This window comes from Vibrio sp. LQ2, from assembly GCF_023920125.1.
Taxonomy (GTDB): Bacteria; Pseudomonadota; Gammaproteobacteria; order Enterobacterales; family Vibrionaceae; genus Vibrio; species Vibrio fluvialis.
Genome location: NZ_CP085308.1, coordinates 2,226,157 through 2,249,639, shown reverse-complemented (window position 1 = coordinate 2,249,639; position 23,483 = coordinate 2,226,157). Strand labels below are relative to the sequence as shown.

Here is a 23,483-nt window from a genome sequence, read left to right as displayed (position 1 = left end):
TCTAGCATGACGATAAAACACGGATCGTGAGGACGTTATGCTTTCCACCAGCCCTTTTAAATTGCCGCGCAAAACCCCGTTTGGCCTGGGTGAACAATTCGCCGAATGGGCGACCGGTTTAAACCAACTTGATAAATTTTACGCCCAGCGCCCGGCTGGGTGCGATACGGCGCAGTTTCTGCGTTTCACGCTCGAAGTGTTGGGCATTGATTACCAAGTGGTGAAAGGCTCACTGGGCCAAGTGCCGCAAACGGGTGCGACTGTGGTCGTGGCGAACCACCCACTTGGCTGCGTGGAAGGGGTGATTCTTGCTGAACTGTTACTGACTCGCCGCTCAGACATCAAGATCCTCGCCAATCACTACCTCAAAACCGTCCCCGAGCTCGATGAACTATTTATCGGCGTGGATGTGTTTGAAACCCGCCAAGCGCACAAGGCCAATTTACTGGCTCTGCGTCAGGCGCATAAACATCTGGAGCAAGGCGGCTTATTGCTGATGTTCCCCGCCGGCGAAGTGTCACAACTGGTCGACAACAAACAACGTCGTTTGGAAGACAAAGAGTGGAGCCAGTCGGTCAGCCGCCTGATCAAAAAACACAAAGCCAAATCGGTGCCAGTGTACATCGATGGCCAGAACTCCAAACGTTTTTATATGGCGGGGAAAATCCATCCACTGCTGCGTACCCTGATGCTCGGGCGCGAACTGCTGAATAAAAAGCAGAGCTGCATCGACATCGCGATCGGCGAAACCATTCACTACAAGGAAGTGAACGATCTGTGCGATCAGCAATTGGTCAACTACCTGCGCTTGAACACCTACTTGTTGCACAACCCTGCCACCATTACGCGCAACAAAACCGCGCAAGATAGTTCGCTGGCACCGATAGATGCCCGCTTGCCGCTGGATGATCTACGCCAAGACATCGCGCGTCTGTCATTTTCGGATCATCTGCTGCGCCACAACGAATTTGATGTGTACTGCACGCGAGCCGAGAACATTCCCGCCATCCTGCATGAAATTGGCCGTGTGCGAGAACTCAATTTTCGCCAAGTCGGTGAAGGCACTGGTTTATCATTGGATATTGACGAGTTCGACCGCGATTATCTGCACCTGTTTATCTGGGATCGCGAACATGAAGTACTGGTCGGCGCGTATCGCTTAGGGTTGGTCGATGAACTGCTGACAAGTCGCGGCATTGATGGGCTGTACTCCAGCACCCTGTTTCAGTACGACCCGCGCTTTCTGCACAACATGGGCAAAGCGATTGAGATGGGGCGCTCGGTGATTGATGAAGCGTACCAAAAAAGCATGGCGCCCCTGCTGCTACTGTGGAAAGGCATCGCCACTTACGTGCAACGCCATCCGGACTACACGCACCTGTTTGGTCCGGTGAGCATCAGCAGCGACTACAGCGATCAAGCGCGTCGCCTGCTGGCCGACACCATGACGCTGCATTACTACGACAAAGCACAGGCCGAACTGGTGGAAGCGACCAATCCGCTACCGACGGGTCAAAACCTGTGGAATGCCAGTCTGCTGACGTCGCTCGCCGACCTGCAATTGCTGTCGCGTGTGATTGCCCGCATTGACGAAGGCAAAGGCATTCCGGTGTTGCTGCGCCAATACCTTGGCCTCAATGGCAAACTGGTCAGCTTCAACATCGACCCGGATTTTAACGATGCGCTCGATGGTTTGATTGTGGTCGATTTGCGTAATGTGCCACAGCGTACCCTCTCTCGCTACATGGGCAGTCAGGAAGCGCAGCAATATCTGGGCTATCACGGCCGTTAAACCGCTCAACACGGCGATGGTCACTGGATCATCGCCGTGACCTTACAGACAGTTTTGAAATCATAACGAACGGTCATAAACTCGCCTTCAAACCAAACATATCGCTAATACTGAAATATAAACCAACATTAAAAGCCTAAAATAATCCGACATACAGCAGACTCCTTCAGCATCACTCGCCTTCTTTTCTCCACAGCCAATTGACGTTTTTTTGTTCTAACCAGAAGATTATCCGGTCAATAACAATAAAAATGAGGAAGTTATGTTGACTAAGTCTGCCATACACAAAGGAATGACCACCGCCTTACTCTTGTCTCTGACCCTATTCAGTGGCGTCAGTGCAGCAGCGGAAAAAGTCTATCGTCTCAAGCTGGCCGAAACGTGGGGGGCGAACACACCAATTCTCGGTGATGCCTCACGCAATATGGCCAAACTGGCGGAAGAGATGTCGAACGGGCGACTACAGATTCGTATCGATTCGGCCAATAAGCACAAAGCGCCACTGGGCGTGTTTGATATGGTCAAATCCGGTCAGTACGATCTGGGTCATTCCAGCTCTTATTACTGGAAAGGCAAGGTACCGAATACGCTGTTTTTCTCTTCTATGCCGTTTGGCATGATCACTATGGAACAGTACGCCTGGTTCTTCTACGGCGGCGGCATGGAGCTGATGCAGAGAGTTTACGAACCTTTTGGTCTGCTCTCATTTCCCGGCGGCAACTCCGACATTCAGATGGGCGGCTGGTTTAAAAAAGAGATCAACTCCATTGATGATCTGCAAGGGCTGAAGATGCGCATTCCGGGTTTTGCCGGCGAAATATTTGCTAAAGTCGGCGCTAAGCCAACCAACATTGCACCGGGGGAACTGTATACCTCACTTGAGCGCGGCACGATTGATGCGCTGGAATGGGTGGGACCAGCGTTCGATCTGCGCATGGGTTTTCAGAAAATTGCACCTTATTACTACACAGCCTGGCATGAACCAGGGTCAGAGACACAGTTCTTGGTGAACAAAAAGGTCTGGGATTCGCTGCCGAATGATCTGCAGGTGATCCTGAAAACAGCATTCCGCGTTGCGGCATTTGATATGTACGCTCAGGCGATTGACGCCAATGCGACGGCATGGGCACAGATGACGACTGAACATCCGGACATCAAAGTCCGCGATTTCCCGCCGGCGGTGTTAGACGCCATGCGTAAAGCCAATGATGAGCTGTTACAAGAACTCGCAGCCAACGATCCTCTCGCCAAAGAGATCATCGAATCTCAACACAGTTACCTGAAGAAAGTGCGTGACTGGACTAAGATTTCGACACAAGCCTACCTCAACTCTAACCCATAAGGAAAAAGGGCTGCCAATGGCAGCCCTTTTTGATTCAACTAATTAGCCTGTTACTCTACGGTCACCGCTTTTGCCAGGTTACGTGGCTGGTCTACGTCAGTGCCTTTGATCAGTGCAACGTGGTAAGACAACAGCTGCATTGGAATGGTGTAGTAGATTGGCGCCGTGATTTCACTCACGTGTGGCATGGTCACAATCTTCATGGTGTCATCCCCTTCAAAGCCAGCCGCTTGATCAGCAAACACATACAGCAGACCGCCACGTGCGCGCACTTCTTCAATGTTGGATTTGAGTTTTTCCAGCAGATCGTTACTTGGAGCCACCACAACCACTGGCATGTCAGCATCGATCAGCGCTAGCGGGCCGTGTTTCAATTCGCCGGCAGCGTATGCTTCGGCGTGAATGTAAGAAATCTCTTTCAGTTTCAGCGCAGCTTCCAGAGCAATCGGGAAGTATTCGCCACGGCCCAGGAACAGTGTGTGGTGCTTCTCAGCAAAGTCTTCTGCGATCGCTTCGATCTCTTTTTCACACGCCAGAGCGGTTTCAATCTGTTGTGGCAGAGCGTGCAGCGCTTCAACAATCTCTTTTTCCTGCGCTTTGTCGATCACTTGCTTCTGTTTGCCCAGCGCGGTTACCAGCATCAACAGTGCGGACAGTTGAGTGGTGAAGGCTTTGGTTGATGCCACACCAATCTCAGTGCCAGCGCGAGTCATGAACGCGAAATCTGATTCACGCACCAGTGACGAGCCAGCCACGTTACAGATGGTCATTGCCGCCATGTAACCTTTTTCTTTCGCCAGACGCAGAGCAGCCAGCGTATCCGCAGTTTCACCCGACTGCGACAACGTGATCAGCAGGCTGTTTGGACGCGTTACAAATTTGCGGTAGCGGAATTCAGACGCAATTTCCACGTCACAGCTGACACCAGCCAGTGCTTCAAACCAGTAACGCGCTGTCATACCCGCGTTGTAAGAAGTACCGCAAGCGACGATTTGTACGTGTTCAACTTTGTTCAGAATGTCCGCTGCGTGAACACCAATGCTTTCGGTAACCACAGAATCTTTGGTCAGGCGACCTTCCATGGTGTTGATCAGCGCTTTTGGTTGTTCGAAAATTTCTTTCTGCATGAAGTGACGGTAGTGACCTTTGTCACCCGCATCGTGTTCAGCATTTGATTCCACGATTTCGCGCTCAACCGCTTCACCGAACGTGTTGAACACTTTCACTTCACGGCGAGTCACTTCTGCCACGTCACCTTCTTCCAGGTACATAAAGCGGCGAGTCACGCTCAGCAGCGCCAATTGGTCTGATGCCAGGAAGTTCTCACCCACACCGAAACCAATCACGATCGGGCTGCCAGAACGCGCTACCACTATGCGAGATGGATCTTTACGATCAACCACAACCGTACCGTACGCGCCTTCCAGCTGTTTGACCGTTTTCTGCACCGCTTCCAGCAGCGAACCTGCAGTGCGCAGTTCCCACTCCACTAGATGGGCAATCACTTCGGTATCGGTTTGTGACTCAAACACGTAACCGCGCTCACGCAACTGTTCACGTAGTACTTCGTAGTTTTCAATGATGCCGTTGTGTACCACAGCGATATCACCAGACATGTGTGGGTGTGCGTTGATTTCAGATGGCTCACCGTGAGTTGCCCAGCGTGTGTGCGCAATACCCGTACCGCCGGCAACGTGCTCCGCTTCAACGGCATCTGCCAGCTCTTGCACTTTACCCAGGCGACGAACGCGCGTCAGCTGACATTCACTGTCTACCACTGCCACACCGGCAGAGTCGTAACCGCGGTATTCCAGACGGCGTAGGCCTTCCACCAGAATTTCAGCGACATCACGTTGTGCTACTGCACCAACAATTCCACACATGTTTATTACTCCGTAACTATTTTTGTTTCAGCTTCTCTGCGGCATTCCAGCCGGGGCAGCAAGCAAAAGGCCCGTCAGAGAAGGAGGGTATTTGTTATGCTCAGGCCCGAATCACTCGGACCTGATGAGATTCAATTTGCGCCGCGTACTCGTCGGGTAACTCTTTATCGGTGACCAGCACATCGATATTGTCCCACGCCAGTTCTAAGTTCGGGATTCTGCGGCCAACTTTGTCCGATTCAACCATGACGATCACTTCACGCGAGACTTCTGCCATGACTTTGCTTAATCCCACCAACTCATTAAACGTAGTCGTGCCACGTTCAAGGTCAATGCCATCAGCACCAATAAACAGCTGGTCAAAATCGTAAGAGCGCAGTACTGATTCCGCGACTTTGCCCTGAAACGATTCGGAATGGGTATCCCAGGTTCCGCCCGTCATCAGCAGCGTCGGTTCACTTTCCAGTTCGTTGAGCGCGTTCGCCACATGCAAGGAGTTGGTCATCACCACCAGCCCACGTTTGTCGTTCAACTGCTCAATCAAAGCACCGGTCGTACTGCCGCTGTCGATCACAATTCGATTGTGGTCACGAATTAATTTTGCGGCGGCTTTGGCGAGTGATATCTTTCGAACCGAAACTTTTGAACTCATTTCGTCTGCGACCACTTCTTTCGGCAAAGCGATCGCACCACCGTAGCGTCTTAACAGTAGCCCATTGGCTTCTAAAGAGGCCAGATCCTTTCGAATCGTGACTTCGGAGGTTTCAAACTGACTAGACAAAGCCTCGACACTGACCTCACCCTGTTCATTCACCAGATTGGCAATCGCATGGCGTCTCAGCTGTGTATTTCGTTTCGACATGGTTTATTTTTTATCAAGTTTCGAATCGAAACAAATTATAATCAAACCGAAACATTTGTGTCTATTTATTTTGATCCAAAAAATTAATATTTCGCGCTAAAACCTTGTCCTAAGACAAATCTTAGACAGTGATATTGCCGCCATTCAGTGGTAGAATTCACACCTGAAAAGAAAAAAAATTACAGAATGCGGCGTGATATTTTTGTAACTTTCGCCGTTTAAAGTGACTAAGTCACAGATTTCTGAAATTTCATCCCAAACAAATGGTCATAAAATGACTAAATTTGTTGAAAGACTTTCAGCTTTGGAGTGAAAGAAACTCGTGAACTACACTTGGCAATTGAAGACGAAATATTGCCACCACCGAGATCACTTTGGGGCTACGCACCAAACTTCTATTTCTTAATATTTATTACCGGAGAGACCCTTCCATGAAAAAGACCAAAATCGTTTGTACGATTGGCCCTAAAACTGAATCTGTAGAGAAACTGACTGAACTGGTCAACGCAGGCATGAACGTAATGCGCCTGAACTTCTCTCACGGTGACTACGTTGAACACGGTACTCGTATTGCGAACTTCCGCCAGGTCATGGAAAACACTGGTAAGCAACTGGCTATCCTGCTGGATACTAAAGGTCCTGAAATCCGTACCATTAAACTGGAAAACGGTGATGACGTTGATCTGGTTGCTGGTCAAGAATTCACTTTCACTACAGATACCTCTGTTGTGGGTAACAAAGACATCGTTGCCGTGACTTACGCAGGCTTCGCACAAGACCTGAACGTAGGTAACACCATTCTGGTTGACGACGGTCTGATCGAAATGGAAGTGATTGCTAAAACTGACTCAGAAGTAAAATGTAAAGTGCTGAACAACGGCGCACTGGGCGAAAACAAAGGTGTAAACCTACCAGGCGTATCTGTGAACCTGCCAGCCCTGTCTGAAAAAGACAAAAACGACCTGAAATTTGGTTGTGAGCAAGGCGTTGACTTCGTTGCTGCTTCTTTCATCCGTAAAGCATCTGACGTGAAAGAGATTCGTGAAGTACTGGCTGCAAACGGTGGCGAGAACATTCAAATCATCTCTAAAATTGAGAACCAAGAAGGCGTAGACAACTTCGACGAAATCCTTGAATTGTCTGACGGCATCATGGTTGCACGTGGCGACCTGGGCGTAGAAATCCCAGCGGAAGAAGTTATCTTCGCGCAAAAGATGATGATCGAGAAATGTAACCGTGCCCGTAAAGTGGTTATCACTGCAACTCAAATGCTGGATTCAATGATCAAGAACCCACGTCCAACTCGCGCAGAAGCGGGCGACGTAGCGAACGCGATCATGGACGGTACTGACGCAGTGATGTTGTCTGGTGAAACAGCGAAAGGTAAATACCCTGTTGAAGCAGTTACTATCATGGCGCAAATCGCTAACCGTACGGATTCTGCACTGAAAGCAGAACTGGGTTCTCGTCTGGACAGCCCACGTCTACGCATTACTGAAGCAGTATGTAAAGGCGCGGTAGATACAGCTGAGAAACTGGCTGCTCCACTGATCGTTGTTGCAACTGAAGCAGGTAAATCTGCACGTTCAGTACGTAAGTACTTCCCAACTGCAAACATCATTGCCGTAACGACTAACAAGAAAACGGCTGCGCAGCTGGTTCTGAGCAAAGGCGTAGCGCCAGTTGTTGTTGACTCAATCGACAGCACTGACGATTTCTACCGTCTGGGTAAAGAGATCGCTCTGGAATCTGGTCTGGGTAAAAAAGGCGACATCGTCGTGATGGTTTCTGGTGCTCTGGTCGCTTCAGGCACGACAAACACGACTTCAGTACACGTACTGTAATCCGCGTTTAACGCATAAAAAAATCGGGGCATGGCCCCGATTTTTTGTTTCTGTCTCTTACCAACCAAAAAACTCTTTGTGGTGAGTGTTAAGCAATAACACCATAGGTAGGAAGTAAAGCGCACTGAGCTTAAATCCTAATACCACCAAAAAGCCAATTGTGAGCCTTACTAGAAAATGATTAACCATACTCTGCCCCGTCTTGCCCAGAGTGTGCGATTTCCGTTCCCTTTCACCGCCCCACTGCGGAGAAAGTGACTGCTCCATTCAAAATTTGGGCGACCACTGATGAAAATATCAACAGTGTACTTATTAATCAGTTTAGCTCAAGAGAAATTTAAAATTCGACTTTAGTCGAATTGTCAGAAAAGTGTGACACTAAGCAATCTCATCACTGCTTCGGCAAAGCGAGACCTGGTTTCGGCCCAATGTTTTCGATTCATACAGGGCGATATCCGCACACTTATACGAACGAGTACTGTCTTGCGTCAGGTCCGTAATCCCTGCACTGATTGTCACCGTTAGACTTTGGTCTATATCCACAGCGACACGAAGGCGCTCTACGACAGCTTCTGCTTCTTCAATATCAGTATGCGGCATCAGAACCGCAAACTCTTCCCCACCGATACGGGCAATAAAGTCGGTCGCTCGCAGTTGCTGCGCCAGAATATGAGCAACTTTCGCAATCACGCGATCCCCTTCATCATGACCAAGCTCATCATTGATGCGTTTGAAAAAGTCGATGTCGATCAACACCAGACACGCGTCGTGACTATCCGGATAACGTTGCACCAGCTGCGTTTGAGCTTGCAGCTCCTGTTCGAACTTACGGCGGTTCCAGAGATGGGTCAGTGAATCTTTTTCGCTCAGCTCACGCAGTTTGTTTTCCAATGCTTTACGTTCGCTGATATCCACCAGTGACGTGATGTAATAACTGACTCGCCCGGCTTCAAAGATTGCCTGAATGCGCATGATGGTAGTGAGTGTCTGATGCTCGGCGGTCACCAGTTCGATTTCACCTTCCCAGAAATGATTCTCCGCCACCTTTTCCAACACATTGAGGACGTGATCCATACCATCGTGACACAGCAGCACTTTCAATGCATTGCGCCCCAACACCCAATGACTGCTGAGACCAGTGATCTTTTCAAACTCTTGATTGACCATGATCACTTGATGTGACTTATCGGAAATCATCACCGCCGACATGCCATTCAGCGCGGCTCGCGCCAGCTTACTTTCTATGTTGCGGCGATGATAATGCAGCGCCATCGAAACGGTCGGCAATGCAAAAATCAGCACGATGAGAAAGACAAATACCCCTTCTTTGACCAAATCATTGAGGTCGCGCTCAACACGCTTGGTCAGTTGCTCAGGTGTCAGATTGATCACCAGATGGAGTTGCTGTTTGTCCGAGATCGAAACCGTGGTAAACACCAAAAGATGCTTTTTCTCCAGCAGGTAGCCACTCCCTTCGCGCTTGATGCGATCCCAGCTCAGGGGATAATGCTGGGCAAGGTTATCGCTGTGAAACTCTTCATGGGCGAAAGTGAGATGCGTATCGGCGTATTTATCCGTGAGGTAAACGCCGGCATCAGACACCAGCTTAGGACGCAGATCTTTTTCCAACGCATAGTTAAGGCGATTGGAGAGGTTCCAGATATCCACATCAATCATGATGTAGCCATAGCGCTCTCCTAAGATACCAACCGGAGTGACGATCCTTACGGACGGAACGGTTTGAATGCTCTCCCCGATTTTAACGATCCGATTGGCGCTCCAAGAACCAACTTGGTCGTCAGAAAGCGTCTGTGCATAGCGAAAAAGCTCGCTATCCTGATAACTCTGCAACGTCTTGACCGAATTTGCCTGATGCGTAGCCGATGAGTAATCAACCCGAATCAGCTCCAGGCCTTGCGGATCAATAAAGCGAATATGGTTGTACCATTTCTGGCTTTTAGCCACGGAAATAAACACGTTTTCCAACTGAGACCGGTTGGTTTCGTTAGGAGAAAGGGCAAAATCGCAGGTGCTCTGACCGTGGCCAAGCAGGTCAGCCACAGAAAATAGCTGTTCTTGAATACTGGTAAATTCGCGTTCACTGTACGCGAGTTGATTGAGTGCTTCGCGCGCCGTCTGGCTGATGTTGCTCTGTTTGAGCTGCTGATAACGCTGAACGTAATAGGCGACAATGACGGTCGTGATCAACGTACAGGTGATGAGAAGAAATATGACGACTCTGGAAAATCTCATAACCTACGCAACTATCCGACCACTCAATGAAGGCGCGCATTATATCACCTTCACGCCCAGACTGAATAAAAAGCTAGCGATTCCGTACCATTTACTACGATTGGTATTGCATCCAGAGCTTTAGTTGGCTCTGGATGATTTCACTAGCGGGTTGTTCAGTTAATCGACAAGTTTATAGATAACATCCACACGGTCGCGAATGACCAGGGTGGCATCCTGATAGGTATCGCTGGCATCCATTTTTTCATTCATGCTCATCGCGCGCATCATGACGGGTTGAGGATTCATGGTGTTGTAATCCACGCGCCAAACGCCGCCCAGATTACGTTTAAAGCCTTTCGCAATCGAACGAGCTTTCAGTTTGGCATCCTCAATCGCCGCCATACGCGCTTGTTGCTGATATTTCGCTTCATCACGCACTTTCAGTTGCACGTTGTCGACCTGATTAATGCCGTTCGCTAATGCAATGTCCAGATACTGATTCAGATTAGCTACGTCATCCACCTCCACGGTCACACTGCGCGACGCACGATAACCGACCAGTTCTGGCTGACCTGATTTAGGATAATGGTATTGCGGCGCCAGATAGAGATTGGAGCTGGAAATTTGCTGCGCGCTAACACCGGACGATTTCAATTGAGTCGTAAACGCCGCTACCACTTTATCCACCGCCGCTTTGGCCTGCTCGGCGTTCATGGTGGTTTCCGTTACTTTGACCGAAAACTGCGCCATGTCCGGCTTAGCCACCACTTCACCATAACCAGAGGTTACCAGATGAGGGAAATTCGGTTCCTGTGCCTGAGCGGTAACCGCACCCAAGCTAACAATCACAACGGCGAGCTGAGAGATCAATTTCATTCCATTTATCCTTCATGTTCATGGCTGGGCGGAATTATTGAGGCCCAGTCGCAGAATTCGCCAATGCGAACCTGCAGAAATCATTGGCTCTATCATAGGTGAAATAGTGCACATACTCAGCGGCTTCGCGTGAAAATGACACAACTTTGACGTGCCTTGTCTGCGTCAGATTTCGTCAATCTTGTGGTAGCACTTTGCGCGCGTACGCCACGATCGATTGCGAGATGGTTTTCAACATGCCACTTTCGAGCTGCCAGTGATGCCAGTACAGCTGTTGATCGATAAAGTGCCCCGGCAGGACATCGACCAGTTTGCCTTGTTTGAGTTCGTGACGAATCTGAATCTCCGGGATGAGTGCAAAGCCAAACCCGTGCAACGCCGCTTTTACGCACGCTTCGGAACTGCCTACCGAATGTTTTACATCGAAGTGCACTTCATGGCCGACAAACGTCTGTACGAAACGTTCATTGATGAAGTCCTGCTGGTCAAAAGCGACCGAAGGTGCAACCTGAAACCTCTCACCCGTAACCCCTTCGGCGAAATAGCGCTGATAGAACTCCGGTGAGCAGACACAGAGATACGGCATATTTCCCAATAGCACCGCCTGACAACCGGGGATGGTTTTCGACGATTGGCTGATGGCGCCCACGACTTCACCATTCTTGAGTTTCTCTATCGTGCGGTGCTCATCGTCCACCAGCAGGTTGATTTCCACTTTTCTGGGGGCAATCAGTGGGCCGAGTGCAGGCAACAGCCAAGTCGCCAGACTGTCAGCGTTGGTGGCGATCGACACGGCCACGGGTTTCTCTACACCATCATTATTCAATTGCGGCAGAATGTCCTGCTCCAGCACACAAACCTGCCGATAGAGCCCAAGTAACTTCTGTCCCGCAGGTGTCACCTTGGGTGGTGTCTGACGCACCAGCACGGGTTGCGCTAACCATTTCTCCAGTTGTTTGATTCGCTGAGACACCGCCGACTGTGAGATGCACAGCGTTTCCGCCGCTTTTTCAAAGCTACCTTGTGCGATAATTTCATCCAATGCTTCTATCCAGCGGTAATCCAATCCACGCATTTCATCACCATAAGTTAGTCTAATGACTTATTAATATTATTAGTTTTATTTATTTTCAACTATCCCTTATTTTTGCCTTCAGATAACTATTTACTCACTTTTGGAATATAACTATGAATTTTTGGATTTTGCTCCAGGGCTTTGGATTTGGTGCAACCATGATCATTCCGATCGGCGCTCAGAATGCTTACGTACTCAATCAAGGCATCAAGCGCAACCATCACCTGACGACCGCGACGATTTGCAGCTTCCTCGATATTTTCTTCATCTCTCTGGGGATCTTCGGCGGCGGCGCTATTTTGTCGCAGAGTGAGTTACTGTTAACTTTCGTGACTGTGGGCGGCATTGCCTTTCTGACCTTCTATGGCCTCCAGTCTTGGAAGAGCGCCTTTACGGCACAGAGTGAGGAAAATGCCACGACAACCACAGCGAGAGGACGCCGGGCGGTGATTCTGGGCACTTTGGCTGTCACTGTGCTCAATCCTCATCTATATCTGGATACCGTGGTGATTCTAGGCTCAATTGGCGGCCAGTTTGAGGGCAACGATCGACTCTCGTTTGCTATCGGCACCATTATGGCGTCGTTCGTGTGGTTCTATTCGCTCTCCATTGGCGCAGCGAAGCTGGCACCGACACTGTCCAAACCCAGAGTGAAGCAAGCGATTGATATTGGTGTCGCGTTGATGATGTTTGGTATCGCCATTGCGCTGACCAATAACTTGTATCAGTTGTGGAATTAAGGAGCAACGATGTCAACGTTAGAAGAGTTGTATCAAGCCAATATTACTTTGTTGCATGAAGCGGGCGTGCCCTTCCAACAGTGGCAGCATGAACCGATTTTGGATTTCGCCACCGATGAGAAAGTAGCTCAAGAGCTCGGTTGGACAGGCACTCACACCAAAAGTCTGTTTCTGAAACTCAAAGGCGGCGGTTACGCGCTGCTGTTTACGGAAAAAGATGCCCGTTTGAATGCCAAGGCCATCAAAGCCCTTATCGGCCAACGTCCGTCGATTTGCGAGGACGATGAGATGACGGCTGTCACCACCTGTGTGCCCGGCGCGGTCGGCCCATTCGTCTTGCCCAAAGACATTCCGGTGATTGTCGACCCAGCGCTATTTCAGAAAACAGAGCTGCTCTACACACCCGGACATCCGCACCTCACACTTGGGTTTGCTGGTATCGATCTCGATAAATTACTTGCCAGGCTTCACAACCCCATTCTGATGCTGACATAAAAAAACGGAGGCCAAGGCCTCCGTTTTTAGTAATCTGTTCAAGCTTAGTCGAGCTTGTTGAGATGCACATCCATTTGTGGGAATGGAATCTCGATGCCGTTTGCATCCAGCGCTTCTTTGATGCCTTGCATAGCATCAAAGTACACTCCCCAATAATCGGAAGTTTTACACCATGGGCGCACCACAAAGTTGACGGAAGAATCCGCCAGCGCCAGTACACCGATCGTGATGTCAGGATCTTTAAGAATGCGTGGATCTTTTTCCAGCGTCTCACGAATCACTTTCTTCGTCAGTTTCAGATCCGATTTGTACGACACACCAATCACCATGTCCACACGGCGAGTCTCATGGCGTGAATAGTTGGTGATCGCACCACCAATCACACCTGAGTTAGGCACTACAACCATTTTGTTGTCTGGTGTTTTCAGTATCGTCTGGAAAATCTGAATAGAGTCCACTGAACCGGCAACACCGGCCACTTCAACATAATCACCAGATTTGAACGGACGGAAAGCAACAATCAGAACGCCAGCTGCAAAGTTAGACAGAGAACCTTGCAGTGCCAGACCAATCGCCAGACCGGCAGCACCAATCACCGCAACAACTGATGCTGTTTGTACGCCAATACGGCCCAGAGCCGCAATCAATACAATCACAAACAGTAAGTAGCGAACCAGACCATGAACAAACGAGACCACCGCTGGATCCATGTCTTTTTTCTTCAGTACTTTAGAGACACTGCCCGCCACTGCTTTAACTATAATGTTACCGATAAAAAGAATCAGTAGTGCGGAGATAATGTTTACACCGTATTGAATCAACAAATCTGAATTGTCTGACAGCCAGGTATTTACGTGACTCAGACTGTCAACAATCGGCATTTCAACGCCGTTCGATTCACTAGCCATAGTGTATATCCTCTAGAATTTTCGTTATTCAATATTTTTATGTAACCCACTGACCATCAAACACATTATCGCGCAACGTCCTGACATCAGATTTTTGGCAATTTATCGTAATCTTGGTAGCTTGCAAAGTCAGCTTTTTGCAAAGACTGGCAAAACAAAAGGTTATCTCGATTTTGATAAGCCTGTATCAGATTAAGCAATAAATAGTTACTCTGCCAGTGCTTGACTAAAATTTAATGACAACCAGAAACGAAAAAACCCGCTCAATGAGCGGGTTTTCTTAATTATGAGAAGACGACTTACAGTACGTCTACTGCGTTCAGGTCAGCAAAGGCTTTCTCAAGACGAGCAACCATAGAAGCTTGACCAGCACGTAGCCATACGCGTGGATCGTAGTATTTCTTGTTCGGAGCGTCTTGACCAGTTGGGTTACCGATTTGACCTTGTAGGTAATCGTGGTTTTCTGCTTCGTACTTACGGATACCATCCCAAGTTGCCCACTGAGTATCAGTATCGATGTTCATTTTGATAACACCGTAAGAGATAGACTCTTTGATTTCTGCTTCAGTAGAACCAGAACCACCGTGGAATACGAAGTTCAGAGAGTTAACTGGAAGGCCAAACTTCTCAGAAACGTACGCTTGAGAATCACGTAGGATAGTTGGAGTCAGAACAACGTTGCCTGGCTTGTAAACGCCGTGTACGTTACCGAAAGAAGCCGCGATAGTGAAACGGTGGCTAACTGCGTTCAGTTTCTCGTAAGCGTATGCAACATCTTCAGGAGAAGTGTACAGCTCAGAAGAATCCATATCTGAGTTATCAACGCCATCTTCTTCGCCACCAGTACAACCCAGTTCGATCTCGATAGTCATGTTCATTTTAGCCATGCGCTCTAGGTACTTAGCACATGTTTCAACGTTCTCTTCTAGAGACTCTTCAGACAGGTCTAGCATGTGAGAAGAGAACAGAGGCTTACCAGTCTGAGCGAAGAACTCTTCACCCGCGTCCAGCAGACCGTCGATCCATGGTAGTAGTTTCTTAGCCGCGTGGTCAGTGTGCAGAATCACTGGCACACCGTATGCTTCAGCAACAGCGTGTACGTATTTCGCGCCCGCTACTGCACCAAGAATTTGTGCACCTTGACCTTCCAGTTTAACGCCTTTACCTGCGAAGAAAGCTGCGCCACCGTTAGAGAACTGAACGATAACTGGAGCTTTAACTTTCGCAGCCGCTTCTAGTACGGCGTTAACAGAATCTGTGTTCACACAGTTTACTGCTGGTAGAGCGAAGTTGTTCTCTTTAGCTACTTGAAATACTTTTTGTACGTCATCGCCAGAGATAACACCAGGTTTTACGAAATCGAAGATCTTAGACATGGATGTAATCCTATTTTCTGTCGTTTTAAAAATAAAAACGGTAAGTTTAAATTCTTGCAAACGTTTGCTCACAACGGGCGTCATTCTAGCAGAAGAAACCGGCGCATGCAGCAAACAAGAAAGCGGGAGATTTCTCCCGCCCTCGACACATTGATTAAGCTTTAGCGCGTGCTTCTAGCATTTCTACTGCTGGAAGTACTTTACCTTCTACAAACTCAAGGAACGCGCCGCCACCAGTAGAGATGTAAGATACGTCAGCTTTGATACCGAACTTGTCGATCGCAGCCAGAGTGTCACCACCACCAGCAACAGAGAAGCCATCAGAAGCGGCGATGGCTTCAGAGATACCTTTAGTACCCGCTTCGAAGTTCTTGAACTCGAATACGCCTACCGGGCCGTTCCACAGGATAGTTTTCGCGCCTTTCAGAATTTCAGCCAGAGCAGCCGTTGATTCTGGGCCAAGGTCGAAGATCATGTCATCGTCTTGAACTTCAGAAACGTGTTTGATTTCTGCTTCTGCGTTTTCGTCGAATGCTTTTGCACACGCAACGTCAGTGGCTACTGGAATGGCACACTCTTCCATCAGTTTCTTCGCTGTATCAAGCAGGTCAGCTTCGTACAGAGACTTACCTACGTTGTGGCCGGCAGCCGCGATGAACGTGTTTGCGATACCACCACCAACAACCAGTTGGTCAGCGATTTTAGACAGTGACTCAAGCACAGTCAGTTTGGTTGAAACTTTAGAACCACCCACGATAGCGACCATTGGGCGAGCTGGGTTATCCATGGCTTTGCCCAGCGCTTCAAGTTCGTTCGCCAACAGAGGGCCTGCACATGCGATAGGAGCAAACATACCCACGCCGTGAGTTGATGCTTGAGCACGGTGAGCGGTACCGAATGCATCCATTACAAATACGTCACACAACGCTGCGTATTTCTTAGAAAGCTCTTCTTCGTTTTTCTTTTCGCCTTTGTTGAAGCGAACGTTTTCCAGAACAACCAGTTCACCAGTGTTCAGTTCCAGACCATCCAGGTAGTCTTTCGCCAGTTTCACTTCGCAATCCAGCGCGTCGTTCAGGTAGTTCACAACAGGCTGTAGAGAGAACTCTTCTGCGTATTCACCTTCAGTTGGGCGACCCAGGTGAGAAGTCACCATTACTTTAGCGCCCGCTTCCAGACAGTGCTTGATTGTTGGCAGTGATGCGATGATACGAGCATCTGAAGTCACTTTGCCATCTTTTACTGGCACGTTAAGGTCTGCACGGATAAATACGCGTTTACCAGCCAGGTCCAGGTCAGTCATCTTGATTACAGACATGGTTTGTCCTCTCAAATATTCAAAGAAAATAGAAGTTTTCGTCAACTCGGCGATCCTGCCGAGCCTGTCAATTCTTAAACTGCTTTAGATATGGGGATTCGAATATTTATTTCAATGCAAAAAATAAATATTTTCCCCCAGCAGGTGGCGACTACTTAGCTGCCTGCATTGCTAACGCGGTATCAAGCATGCGGTTAGCAAATCCCCACTCGTTATCACACCAGACGAGCATTTTTACCAGTTGCCCATTACTCACTCGAGTCTGGCTTCCATCCACAATCGCGCTGTGCGGATCGTGATTAAAATCGATGGAGACGAGCGGTGCTTCAGTATAGTCAACAATGCCACGTAATGTACACTGAGATGCGTTCACTATGGTTTGATTTACGTCATTAACTTTCACATTTGTATTAATCGTGACACTTAAATCCATCGCAGTGACGTTTACCGTTGGAACACGCACGGAAATGGCTTCAAATTTGTTAGAAAATTTCGGAAAGATTCTTTCAATCCCTTTATGCAACTTTGTGTCTACAGGGATGATCGACTGACTGGCCGCTCGCGTGCGGCGTAAATCGGTGTGGTAAGCGTCAATGACCTGCTGGTCATTCATGGAAGAATGAATGGTGGTGATGGTTCCCGAATCAATACCAAACGCATCATCGAGCACTTTAATGATCGGCACGATACAGTTGGTGGTGCAGGAGCCGTTCGACACAATATGGTGATCGGCCGTAAGCGTTTCATGATTGACGCCGTAGATGATGGTGTTATCCAAATCGGCAGCCCCCGGATGGGAGAACAGCACTTTACGCGCACCAGCATCTAGATGTTGCAAACCATCAGCCTGCGAACCGAATACCCCCGTACAATCGAGTACGATGTCGACATCAAGGTCACGCCATGGCAGCAGCGGGATATCAGACAAATGCAGAATGCGGATTCGATCAAAATCGCCATTGTCGTGATGCACATAGATGTGCTCCTGATCATGGGTGATCTTTTTTCCAAATCGGCCATGGCTGGAATCGTACTGCAGCAGATGCGCCATCGCTTCTGGCTTGGCCAGTTCATTCACTGCCACCACTTTGATGTGTTGGTTCTTGCCACTCTCGTAAACGGCCCGAAGAACATTCCGACCAATGCGTCCGAATCCGTTGATCGCCACTTTTAACATGGGTTCATTTTTCCTTATGGTTTATCCTGCCGATGTTAACGAGAAACGACCTGTGATTCACGTAAAATCCCCAACTATTTCACACTCGTCGTACCTTTGTGCCAACGTATCGGCGCAATAAAAAAGCCCTCACCAAACGGTAAGGGCTTCGAGTCAGCCGATAAGGCCAGCAACAGTGTCGTCGGCGCAGATTAGAACGCCACGTCCAGACCTACCCAGTAACGACGGCCATCTTCAACGTAGCCGTACTCTTCGTACGTCACGTCTTCATCAAACAGGTTGTAGATCGCCGCTTTGACGCTGGTATTGCTGGTCAAGGCATAGGTAATCCCCGCATCCACAAACGTGTATGACGGTGCAGTCAGCGTATCTCGCGTGCTCGCAGGATCAGACTCTTTACCATGGTAAGTCACTTTCGCCCAACTGCTCATCAGCTCAGTGGTTTGCCAGTTCAACTGAGTCGTGAACAGGTGTTTTGGCAACTGTTCGAGCGGCATGCCCGCGTAATCGCCGGTTTTTTGTTTGGAATAGGTGTAAGTGTAACTGCTCGTCCAATCCCAGTTGTCGCCGAGCGGCAAGTCCAGAGACGCTTCAACCCCGCGGGTCACCGCTTTGTCAACGTTGGTGTAATAGCGCGGCGCACTGCCCCACTGGTTATTGCCTTCACTGCAGATGCTGTCCGGGCAGCTGACACTGGAAATCTTGTTTTTGAAATCATTGTTGAACAAGCCAAGCGACGCTTGCAGACCTTGCTGGCCGTTATAGATCAGGTTGATCTCTTCACTGACTGAAGTTTCTGGATCGAGATCCGAGTTACCGTGAATATTGCCGCCGCGGCTGACAGAAACCCAGTCATCACTGGCCTGACGCAGATCCGGCGCTTTGAAGCCGGTAGAAACACCGCCTTTAAGTGTCCATACATCGTTGATGTTCCACACCGAGTATACACGCGGGCTAAAGTGAGAACCGTAATCCTGATTGTAATCGTAACGGCCGCCGAATGTCAGAGCTACCGAATCAAGCACCCGCCACTCGTCTTCCATAAACAGCGCCATTTGCGCATTATCAAGTTCGGTTACGCTGCCGCCAGTGTTGCCGGTCAGGTCTTCCAACTCGGCTTTTTCGCCCTGAATACCGATGCTGAGAGTATTGGTTTCAAATGGGGTGACCAACACGGATTTTGCGATGGTGTTGGTCAGCGTCATTTCACGTGATTCGTTGTCGCTTTGCTCACGCTGAATGTAGCTGTCAGAGCGGCCAATGCTGCCCCAGTCACCTTTGTGGCTCAGAGCAAATGAGGTACGGTTGTACTCACCCAGACTTTCGTCATCACCAGTTGTGACCGATTTGCCCGGCGTACCTTCACGCTTCTGCTGGGTGATGTCAGCGCTGAACGCCAGCTCCTGATTCTCACTCAACTGATAAATCAGTTTAGAGCCGATGCTGCGCAGCGTTTTGTCTTCAAAGCCGTATTCGATGTTGTCTTCATCGCGGTGTTGATTCTGACCATACACTTGCAGAGAAAGAGAGTCGGTCAGCGGACCTGACGCAAAGAAGTTCACATTCTGCTCGTCGCCGGAATCGCGGTTTTCCTGCAGCACAGTGCTGAGCTGCACTTTACCCGACCAGTTCTGACCTGCTTTTTTGGTGATAATGTTGATCACGCCACCCATCGCTTCTGAGCCGTACAGCGTCGACATTGGGCCACGGATAATTTCAATACGTTCAATCGCTTCCAGAGGCGGAAGCCAAGCCGCTTCAATACCCGGACCATCGCTGTTCGGACGGGTTTGACGTGAAGACAGGCGCTTACCATCGACCAGAATCAGCGTGTATTTTGAGCCCATGCCACGAATACTGATGTCCTTGGTATCGCCACCGCCAGTCACCACTACGCCCGGCACATTGGTCAGTGCATCGGTGACATCACGGTAATAGCGTGAGGCCAGATCTTCCTGAGTCAGCACGGTGACACTCGCCGGAGCATTAGTCACCACCTGCTCATAACCGGCCGCTGTAACCACAACGGTTTCATCCGCTTTTACACTTTCCTCTGCATTAACCTGGGCAGAAACCACCAAACTTAAGGTCACCGCCAACGCTACTTTAGATGGATTCAGTCTGGACATGAACCACTCCTTTAAATGATAATAATTATTAATTTCAGGAAGGCATTATTCATAAATTACTGACGTAGAAAAGGTTCACAAATGGAATAGTTGGGACCAGTTTTGGAACAAGACGTCGCATTTTTCCACAGAGGTGTGTCATCAATGCAGGATCTCAGCGCTGTACGTGCGTTTTATGCACTCTGCCAACATAAAAGCCTGACCGCAGCAGCGAAATCGCTGGAGCAACCCAAATCGACCCTAAGCCGCCGTCTGGCTCAACTGGAAGAAGATCTTGGTCAGGCACTGGTCGCCAGGCAAGGAAATCGCCTGTCATTAACCAAAGCCGGTGAAGTGTTTGCGGCCTATTCAGAACAGTTGATTGAACTGGCCAATCGCAGTCAGGAAGCACTGCACGAGCTCAATACTCAGGTCAACGGCGAGATGACGCTGGTCGTGCACCCCAACCTGACCCGCGGCTGGATGAGTCGGGTGTTAGACAGCTTTATGCAAGAGCACCCGCAGCTGAAAGTGCGGCTGCACAGTCAATTCCAACACGGAGATGGTTCACTCGATCCGGATCTGATTATCTGGATTGGCGATATTGCGCCAGCGGGTTACCGCCGAGAACAACTTGGCTTGTGGCGCTATGCAGCCTACGCGTCGCCACAATATCTGAGTGAGCGTCCGCGTCCGGTTCACCCCAGTGAGCTGAGCGATCATCCCTGGATCGACTTCATTGCTTTTCGTCAGGAAGCCTTAACGCTGCACCATACCGAACATGGCCGTTATATCCTGCCAGCCTTAGAGAGCCGCTTGCAGAGTGACAATCTGGCGATGCAAGCCGATGCGATCGCCAAAGGGCGTGGGATTGGCTTGTTGCCGACTTGGGTTGCCAAGGGGTTTGAGAAAAACCATCCTGGTAGCCTCGAACCCTGTTTGGAAGAATGGTATTCCGAACCAGCCAGCATTCACTGTTTCTATCCGATAGGCCGTCACCCGTTGCGTTTACGGCTGTTTATTGATGCCCTGCGCGCCGCCTGTCCAAACGAATGGAAATAGTGAAGCTATAACGATAAAAAAGCCCCGCTCATTGAGCGGGGCTTTTTACTTGGCGTTCAGCTTAAGAAGCGTGCTTATGCCAGCAGTTCTTTGGCTGTGTTCACCACGTTTTCAGTGGTGAAGCCGAACAGTTTGAACAGCTCGCCGGCTGGTGCCGATTCACCGAAGGTGGTCATGCCGATGATGCGACCGCCAAAGCCAACGTACTTGTACCAGAAGTCTGCAATGCCCGCTTCGATAGCGATACGAGCGGTCACGTCTGCTGGCAGTACGGATTCACGGTATGCGGCGTCTTGTTTGTCGAATGCATCGGTAGATGGCATCGACACCACGCGCACTTGCTTGCCTTCAGCACTCAGTTGCGCTGCCGCTTCCACAGCCAGCTCAACTTCAGAGCCGGTGGCAATCAGGATAAGCTCAGGTTTGCCTGCACAATCTTTCAGGATGTAGCCGCCTTTAGCGATGTTGGCCAGTTGCTCTGCATCACGTGGTTGTTGAGCCAGATTCTGACGCGAGAAGATCAGCGCGGTTGGCGCGTCTTTACGCTCGATAGCCAGTTTCCAAGCCACCGCAGATTCTACCTGGTCACATGGACGCCATGTGTTCATGTTTGGCGTCAGGCGCAGAGAAGCCATTTGCTCAACCGGTTGGTGAGTTGGCCCATCTTCACCCAGACCAATCGAGTCGTGCGTGTAGACCTGGATGTTCTGAATCTTCATCAGAGCCGCCATGCGCATCGCGTTACGCGCGTATTCCATGAACATCAGGAAGGTCGCGCCGTAAGGCACGAAACCGCCGTGCAGCGCGATACCGTTCATGATGGCCGTCATACCAAATTCACGCACACCGTAATGGATGTAGTTGCCTGAGAAATCGCTCGCTTCCAGAGACTTCGAGCCAGACCACATGGTCAGGTTAGAAGGTGCCAGGTCCGCTGAGCCGCCCATGAATTCTGGCAGCAGTTTACCAAATGCTTCCAGCGCGTTTTGCGATGCTTTACGTGACGCAATGTTCGCTGGGTTCGCTTGCAGTTCTGCGATGATAGCGCTGGTGGCTTCTTCCCAGTTGACTGGCAGTTCACCCGCTACACGACGTTTGTATTCTGCAGCTTCTGCTGGGTAAGCGGCTGCGTATGCGGCAAATTTCTCATCCCATGCGGCTTCTTTGGCTGCGCCTGCTTCTTTGGCATCCCACTCAGCGTAGATGTCTGCCGGGATTTCAAATGGTGCGTATTCCCAACCCAGGAATTCACGCGCGGCTTTGATTTCGTCAGCGCCCAGAGGAGCACCGTGACAATCGTGTGAGCCAGCTTTGTTTGGCGAGCCGAAACCGATGATGGTTTTGGTGCAGATCAGTGTTGGACGAGGATCGGCTTTTGCCGCTTCAATCGCTGCGTTGATCGCATCTGAATCGTGACCATCAACCGCTGGAATCACATGCCAGCCGTAAGCTTCAAAGCGTTTTGGAGTGTCGTCTGAGAACCAGCCTTCCACGTGACCATCGATCGAGATGCCGTTGTCATCCCAGAAAGCGATCAGTTTGCCGAGGCCCAGAGTGCCTGCCAGTGAACACGCTTCGTGCGAGATGCCTTCCATCAGACAGCCGTCGCCCAGGAACACGTACGTGAAGTGGTCAACAATATCGTGGCCCGGTTTGTTGAATTGTGCTGCCAGTGCTTTTTCTGCAATCGCCATACCCACAGCGTTGGTGACACCTTGGCCCAGAGGACCAGTGGTGGTCTCGATGCCAGGTGCGTAACCGTACTCAGGGTGGCCTGGGGTTTTTGAGTGCAGTTGACGGAAGTTTTTCAGATCGTCAATCGACAGCTCGTAACCGCTCAGGTGCAGCAGAGAGTAAATCAGCATTGAGCCGTGGCCGTTGGACAGTACGAAACGGTCGCGGTCTGCCCAGTTCGGGTTTTGTGGGTTGTGGTTCAAGTGACTGCGCCAAAGCACTTCAGCGATGTCAGCCATACCCATTGGTGCGCCCGGGTGGCCAGAGTTAGCTTTTTGTACACCGTCCATGCTCAGTGCACGGATTGCGTTAGCCAGTTGTTTGCGAGAAGACATGTCAGCTCCTAAAGCGATAAGCGAAGTAAAAGTATCCGAAAATTGAGTGGCCAATATTGTCGCAAAGCCCTTTCGGCACTGCAAACCTTTTGCTGGCGATTTGTTCTATTTTTGCAATGCTTTACAACATATCGCTGAACAATGGCTGAAAAACCCCTGAATTGGGCAAACGTTTGGCTATGAGATAGAAGAAAAAAGAGCTTGTAATTTGAGCATTCAAAACTAGAATAGACGTCTAGATGTAGAAACGCCTACATAATGAACGATTTTGCAGAGTAGCGGACCCTTTTCGCTACTCTTTTGATTATAGAATTGGAGCTA

The 23,483-nt window shown here is 49.7% G+C and carries 16 protein-coding genes and 1 pseudogene; 6 read left to right on the top strand and 11 right to left on the bottom strand.

The window, feature by feature from the left end; translation table 11 throughout:
* The first annotated feature begins 37 nt into the window (after positions 1 to 37).
* A complete protein-coding gene (locus LGV68_RS10545; protein WP_047459422.1) occupies positions 38 to 1,792 on the top strand; it encodes a GNAT family N-acyltransferase in 1,755 nt (584 codons plus the stop codon).
* 349 nt (positions 1,793 to 2,141) lie between these two features.
* Positions 2,142 to 3,134 (top strand): annotated as a pseudogene (locus LGV68_RS10540) (TRAP transporter substrate-binding protein); the annotation flags it as partial.
* 50 nt (positions 3,135 to 3,184) lie between these two features.
* On the opposite strand, the gene glmS reads toward LGV68_RS10540, so the two are convergent.
* Complete coding sequence (glmS, locus tag LGV68_RS10535) at positions 3,185 to 5,017, bottom strand: glutamine--fructose-6-phosphate transaminase (isomerizing) (RefSeq protein WP_020332651.1); 1,833 nt, start codon at positions 5,015 to 5,017, stop codon at positions 3,185 to 3,187.
* 100 nt (positions 5,018 to 5,117) lie between these two features.
* Positions 5,118 to 5,879 carry a DeoR/GlpR family DNA-binding transcription regulator gene (locus LGV68_RS10530; RefSeq protein ID WP_020428521.1) on the bottom strand — a complete coding sequence of 254 codons (762 nt, stop codon included), beginning with the start codon at positions 5,877 to 5,879 and terminating at the stop codon, positions 5,118 to 5,120.
* 431 nt (positions 5,880 to 6,310) lie between these two features.
* Between LGV68_RS10530 and pykF the strand changes: the two genes are divergently transcribed.
* Positions 6,311 to 7,723 (top strand): pyruvate kinase PykF, encoded by a 1,413-nt coding sequence (gene pykF / locus LGV68_RS10525; RefSeq protein WP_020332653.1) that lies wholly within the window; start codon positions 6,311 to 6,313, stop codon positions 7,721 to 7,723.
* Between the two features lie 378 nt (positions 7,724 to 8,101).
* Here pykF and LGV68_RS10520 read toward each other — a convergent pair whose 3' ends face one another.
* From LGV68_RS10520 to LGV68_RS10510, 3 genes are all read right to left on the bottom strand, one after another.
* Complete coding sequence (locus LGV68_RS10520; protein ID WP_038130177.1) at positions 8,102 to 9,976, bottom strand: diguanylate cyclase; 1,875 nt, start codon at positions 9,974 to 9,976, stop codon at positions 8,102 to 8,104.
* A 159-nt stretch (positions 9,977 to 10,135) separates the two neighbouring features.
* Positions 10,136 to 10,834 carry an oxidative stress defense protein gene (locus tag LGV68_RS10515; protein ID WP_020428519.1) on the bottom strand — a complete coding sequence of 233 codons (699 nt, stop codon included), beginning with the start codon at positions 10,832 to 10,834 and terminating at the stop codon, positions 10,136 to 10,138.
* 175 nt (positions 10,835 to 11,009) lie between these two features.
* A complete protein-coding gene (locus LGV68_RS10510) occupies positions 11,010 to 11,909 on the bottom strand; it encodes a LysR family transcriptional regulator ArgP (protein ID WP_020428518.1) in 900 nt (299 codons plus the stop codon).
* Between the two features lie 113 nt (positions 11,910 to 12,022).
* On the opposite strand from LGV68_RS10510, the gene LGV68_RS10505 reads away from it, so the two are divergent.
* Positions 12,023 to 12,649 (top strand): LysE/ArgO family amino acid transporter, encoded by a 627-nt coding sequence (locus tag LGV68_RS10505; protein ID WP_252536701.1) that lies wholly within the window; start codon positions 12,023 to 12,025, stop codon positions 12,647 to 12,649.
* A gap of 9 nt (positions 12,650 to 12,658) precedes the next feature.
* The gene (locus LGV68_RS10500; RefSeq protein WP_047459434.1) at positions 12,659 to 13,144 is read left to right on the top strand and encodes a YbaK/EbsC family protein; all 486 of its coding nucleotides are present in this window, start codon (positions 12,659 to 12,661) and stop codon (positions 13,142 to 13,144) included.
* Positions 13,145 to 13,188: 44 nt separating this feature from the next.
* On the opposite strand, the gene mscS is transcribed toward LGV68_RS10500, so the two are convergent.
* The 5 genes from mscS to LGV68_RS10475 all read right to left on the bottom strand — a co-directional run bounded on the left by mscS (position 13,189) and on the right by LGV68_RS10475 (position 20,052).
* Positions 13,189 to 14,052, bottom strand: coding sequence for a small-conductance mechanosensitive channel MscS (gene mscS / locus LGV68_RS10495; RefSeq protein ID WP_165880113.1), 864 nt, complete (start codon positions 14,050 to 14,052; stop codon positions 13,189 to 13,191).
* Positions 14,053 to 14,351: 299 nt separating this feature from the next.
* Positions 14,352 to 15,428: a class II fructose-bisphosphate aldolase gene (fbaA, locus tag LGV68_RS10490; RefSeq protein ID WP_020332662.1), complete on the bottom strand. Its 1,077-nt coding sequence runs from the start codon at positions 15,426 to 15,428 to the stop codon at positions 14,352 to 14,354.
* Positions 15,429 to 15,582: 154 nt separating this feature from the next.
* Positions 15,583 to 16,746, bottom strand: coding sequence for a phosphoglycerate kinase (locus LGV68_RS10485; RefSeq protein WP_020332663.1), 1,164 nt, complete (start codon positions 16,744 to 16,746; stop codon positions 15,583 to 15,585).
* 151 nt (positions 16,747 to 16,897) lie between these two features.
* A complete protein-coding gene (epd, locus tag LGV68_RS10480; RefSeq protein WP_020332664.1) occupies positions 16,898 to 17,923 on the bottom strand; it encodes an erythrose-4-phosphate dehydrogenase in 1,026 nt (341 codons plus the stop codon).
* Positions 17,924 to 18,114: 191 nt separating this feature from the next.
* Complete coding sequence (locus LGV68_RS10475) at positions 18,115 to 20,052, bottom strand: ligand-gated channel protein (RefSeq protein ID WP_165880111.1); 1,938 nt, start codon at positions 20,050 to 20,052, stop codon at positions 18,115 to 18,117.
* 144 nt (positions 20,053 to 20,196) lie between these two features.
* On the opposite strand from LGV68_RS10475, the gene LGV68_RS10470 reads away from it, so the two are divergent.
* A complete protein-coding gene (locus LGV68_RS10470; RefSeq protein ID WP_024374726.1) occupies positions 20,197 to 21,093 on the top strand; it encodes a LysR family transcriptional regulator in 897 nt (298 codons plus the stop codon).
* A gap of 74 nt (positions 21,094 to 21,167) precedes the next feature.
* Here LGV68_RS10470 and tkt read toward each other — a convergent pair whose 3' ends face one another.
* Entirely contained in the window at positions 21,168 to 23,162 is a 1,995-nt protein-coding gene (tkt, locus tag LGV68_RS10465) for a transketolase (protein ID WP_252536698.1), read from the bottom strand.
* Positions 23,163 to 23,483 lie beyond the last annotated feature (321 nt).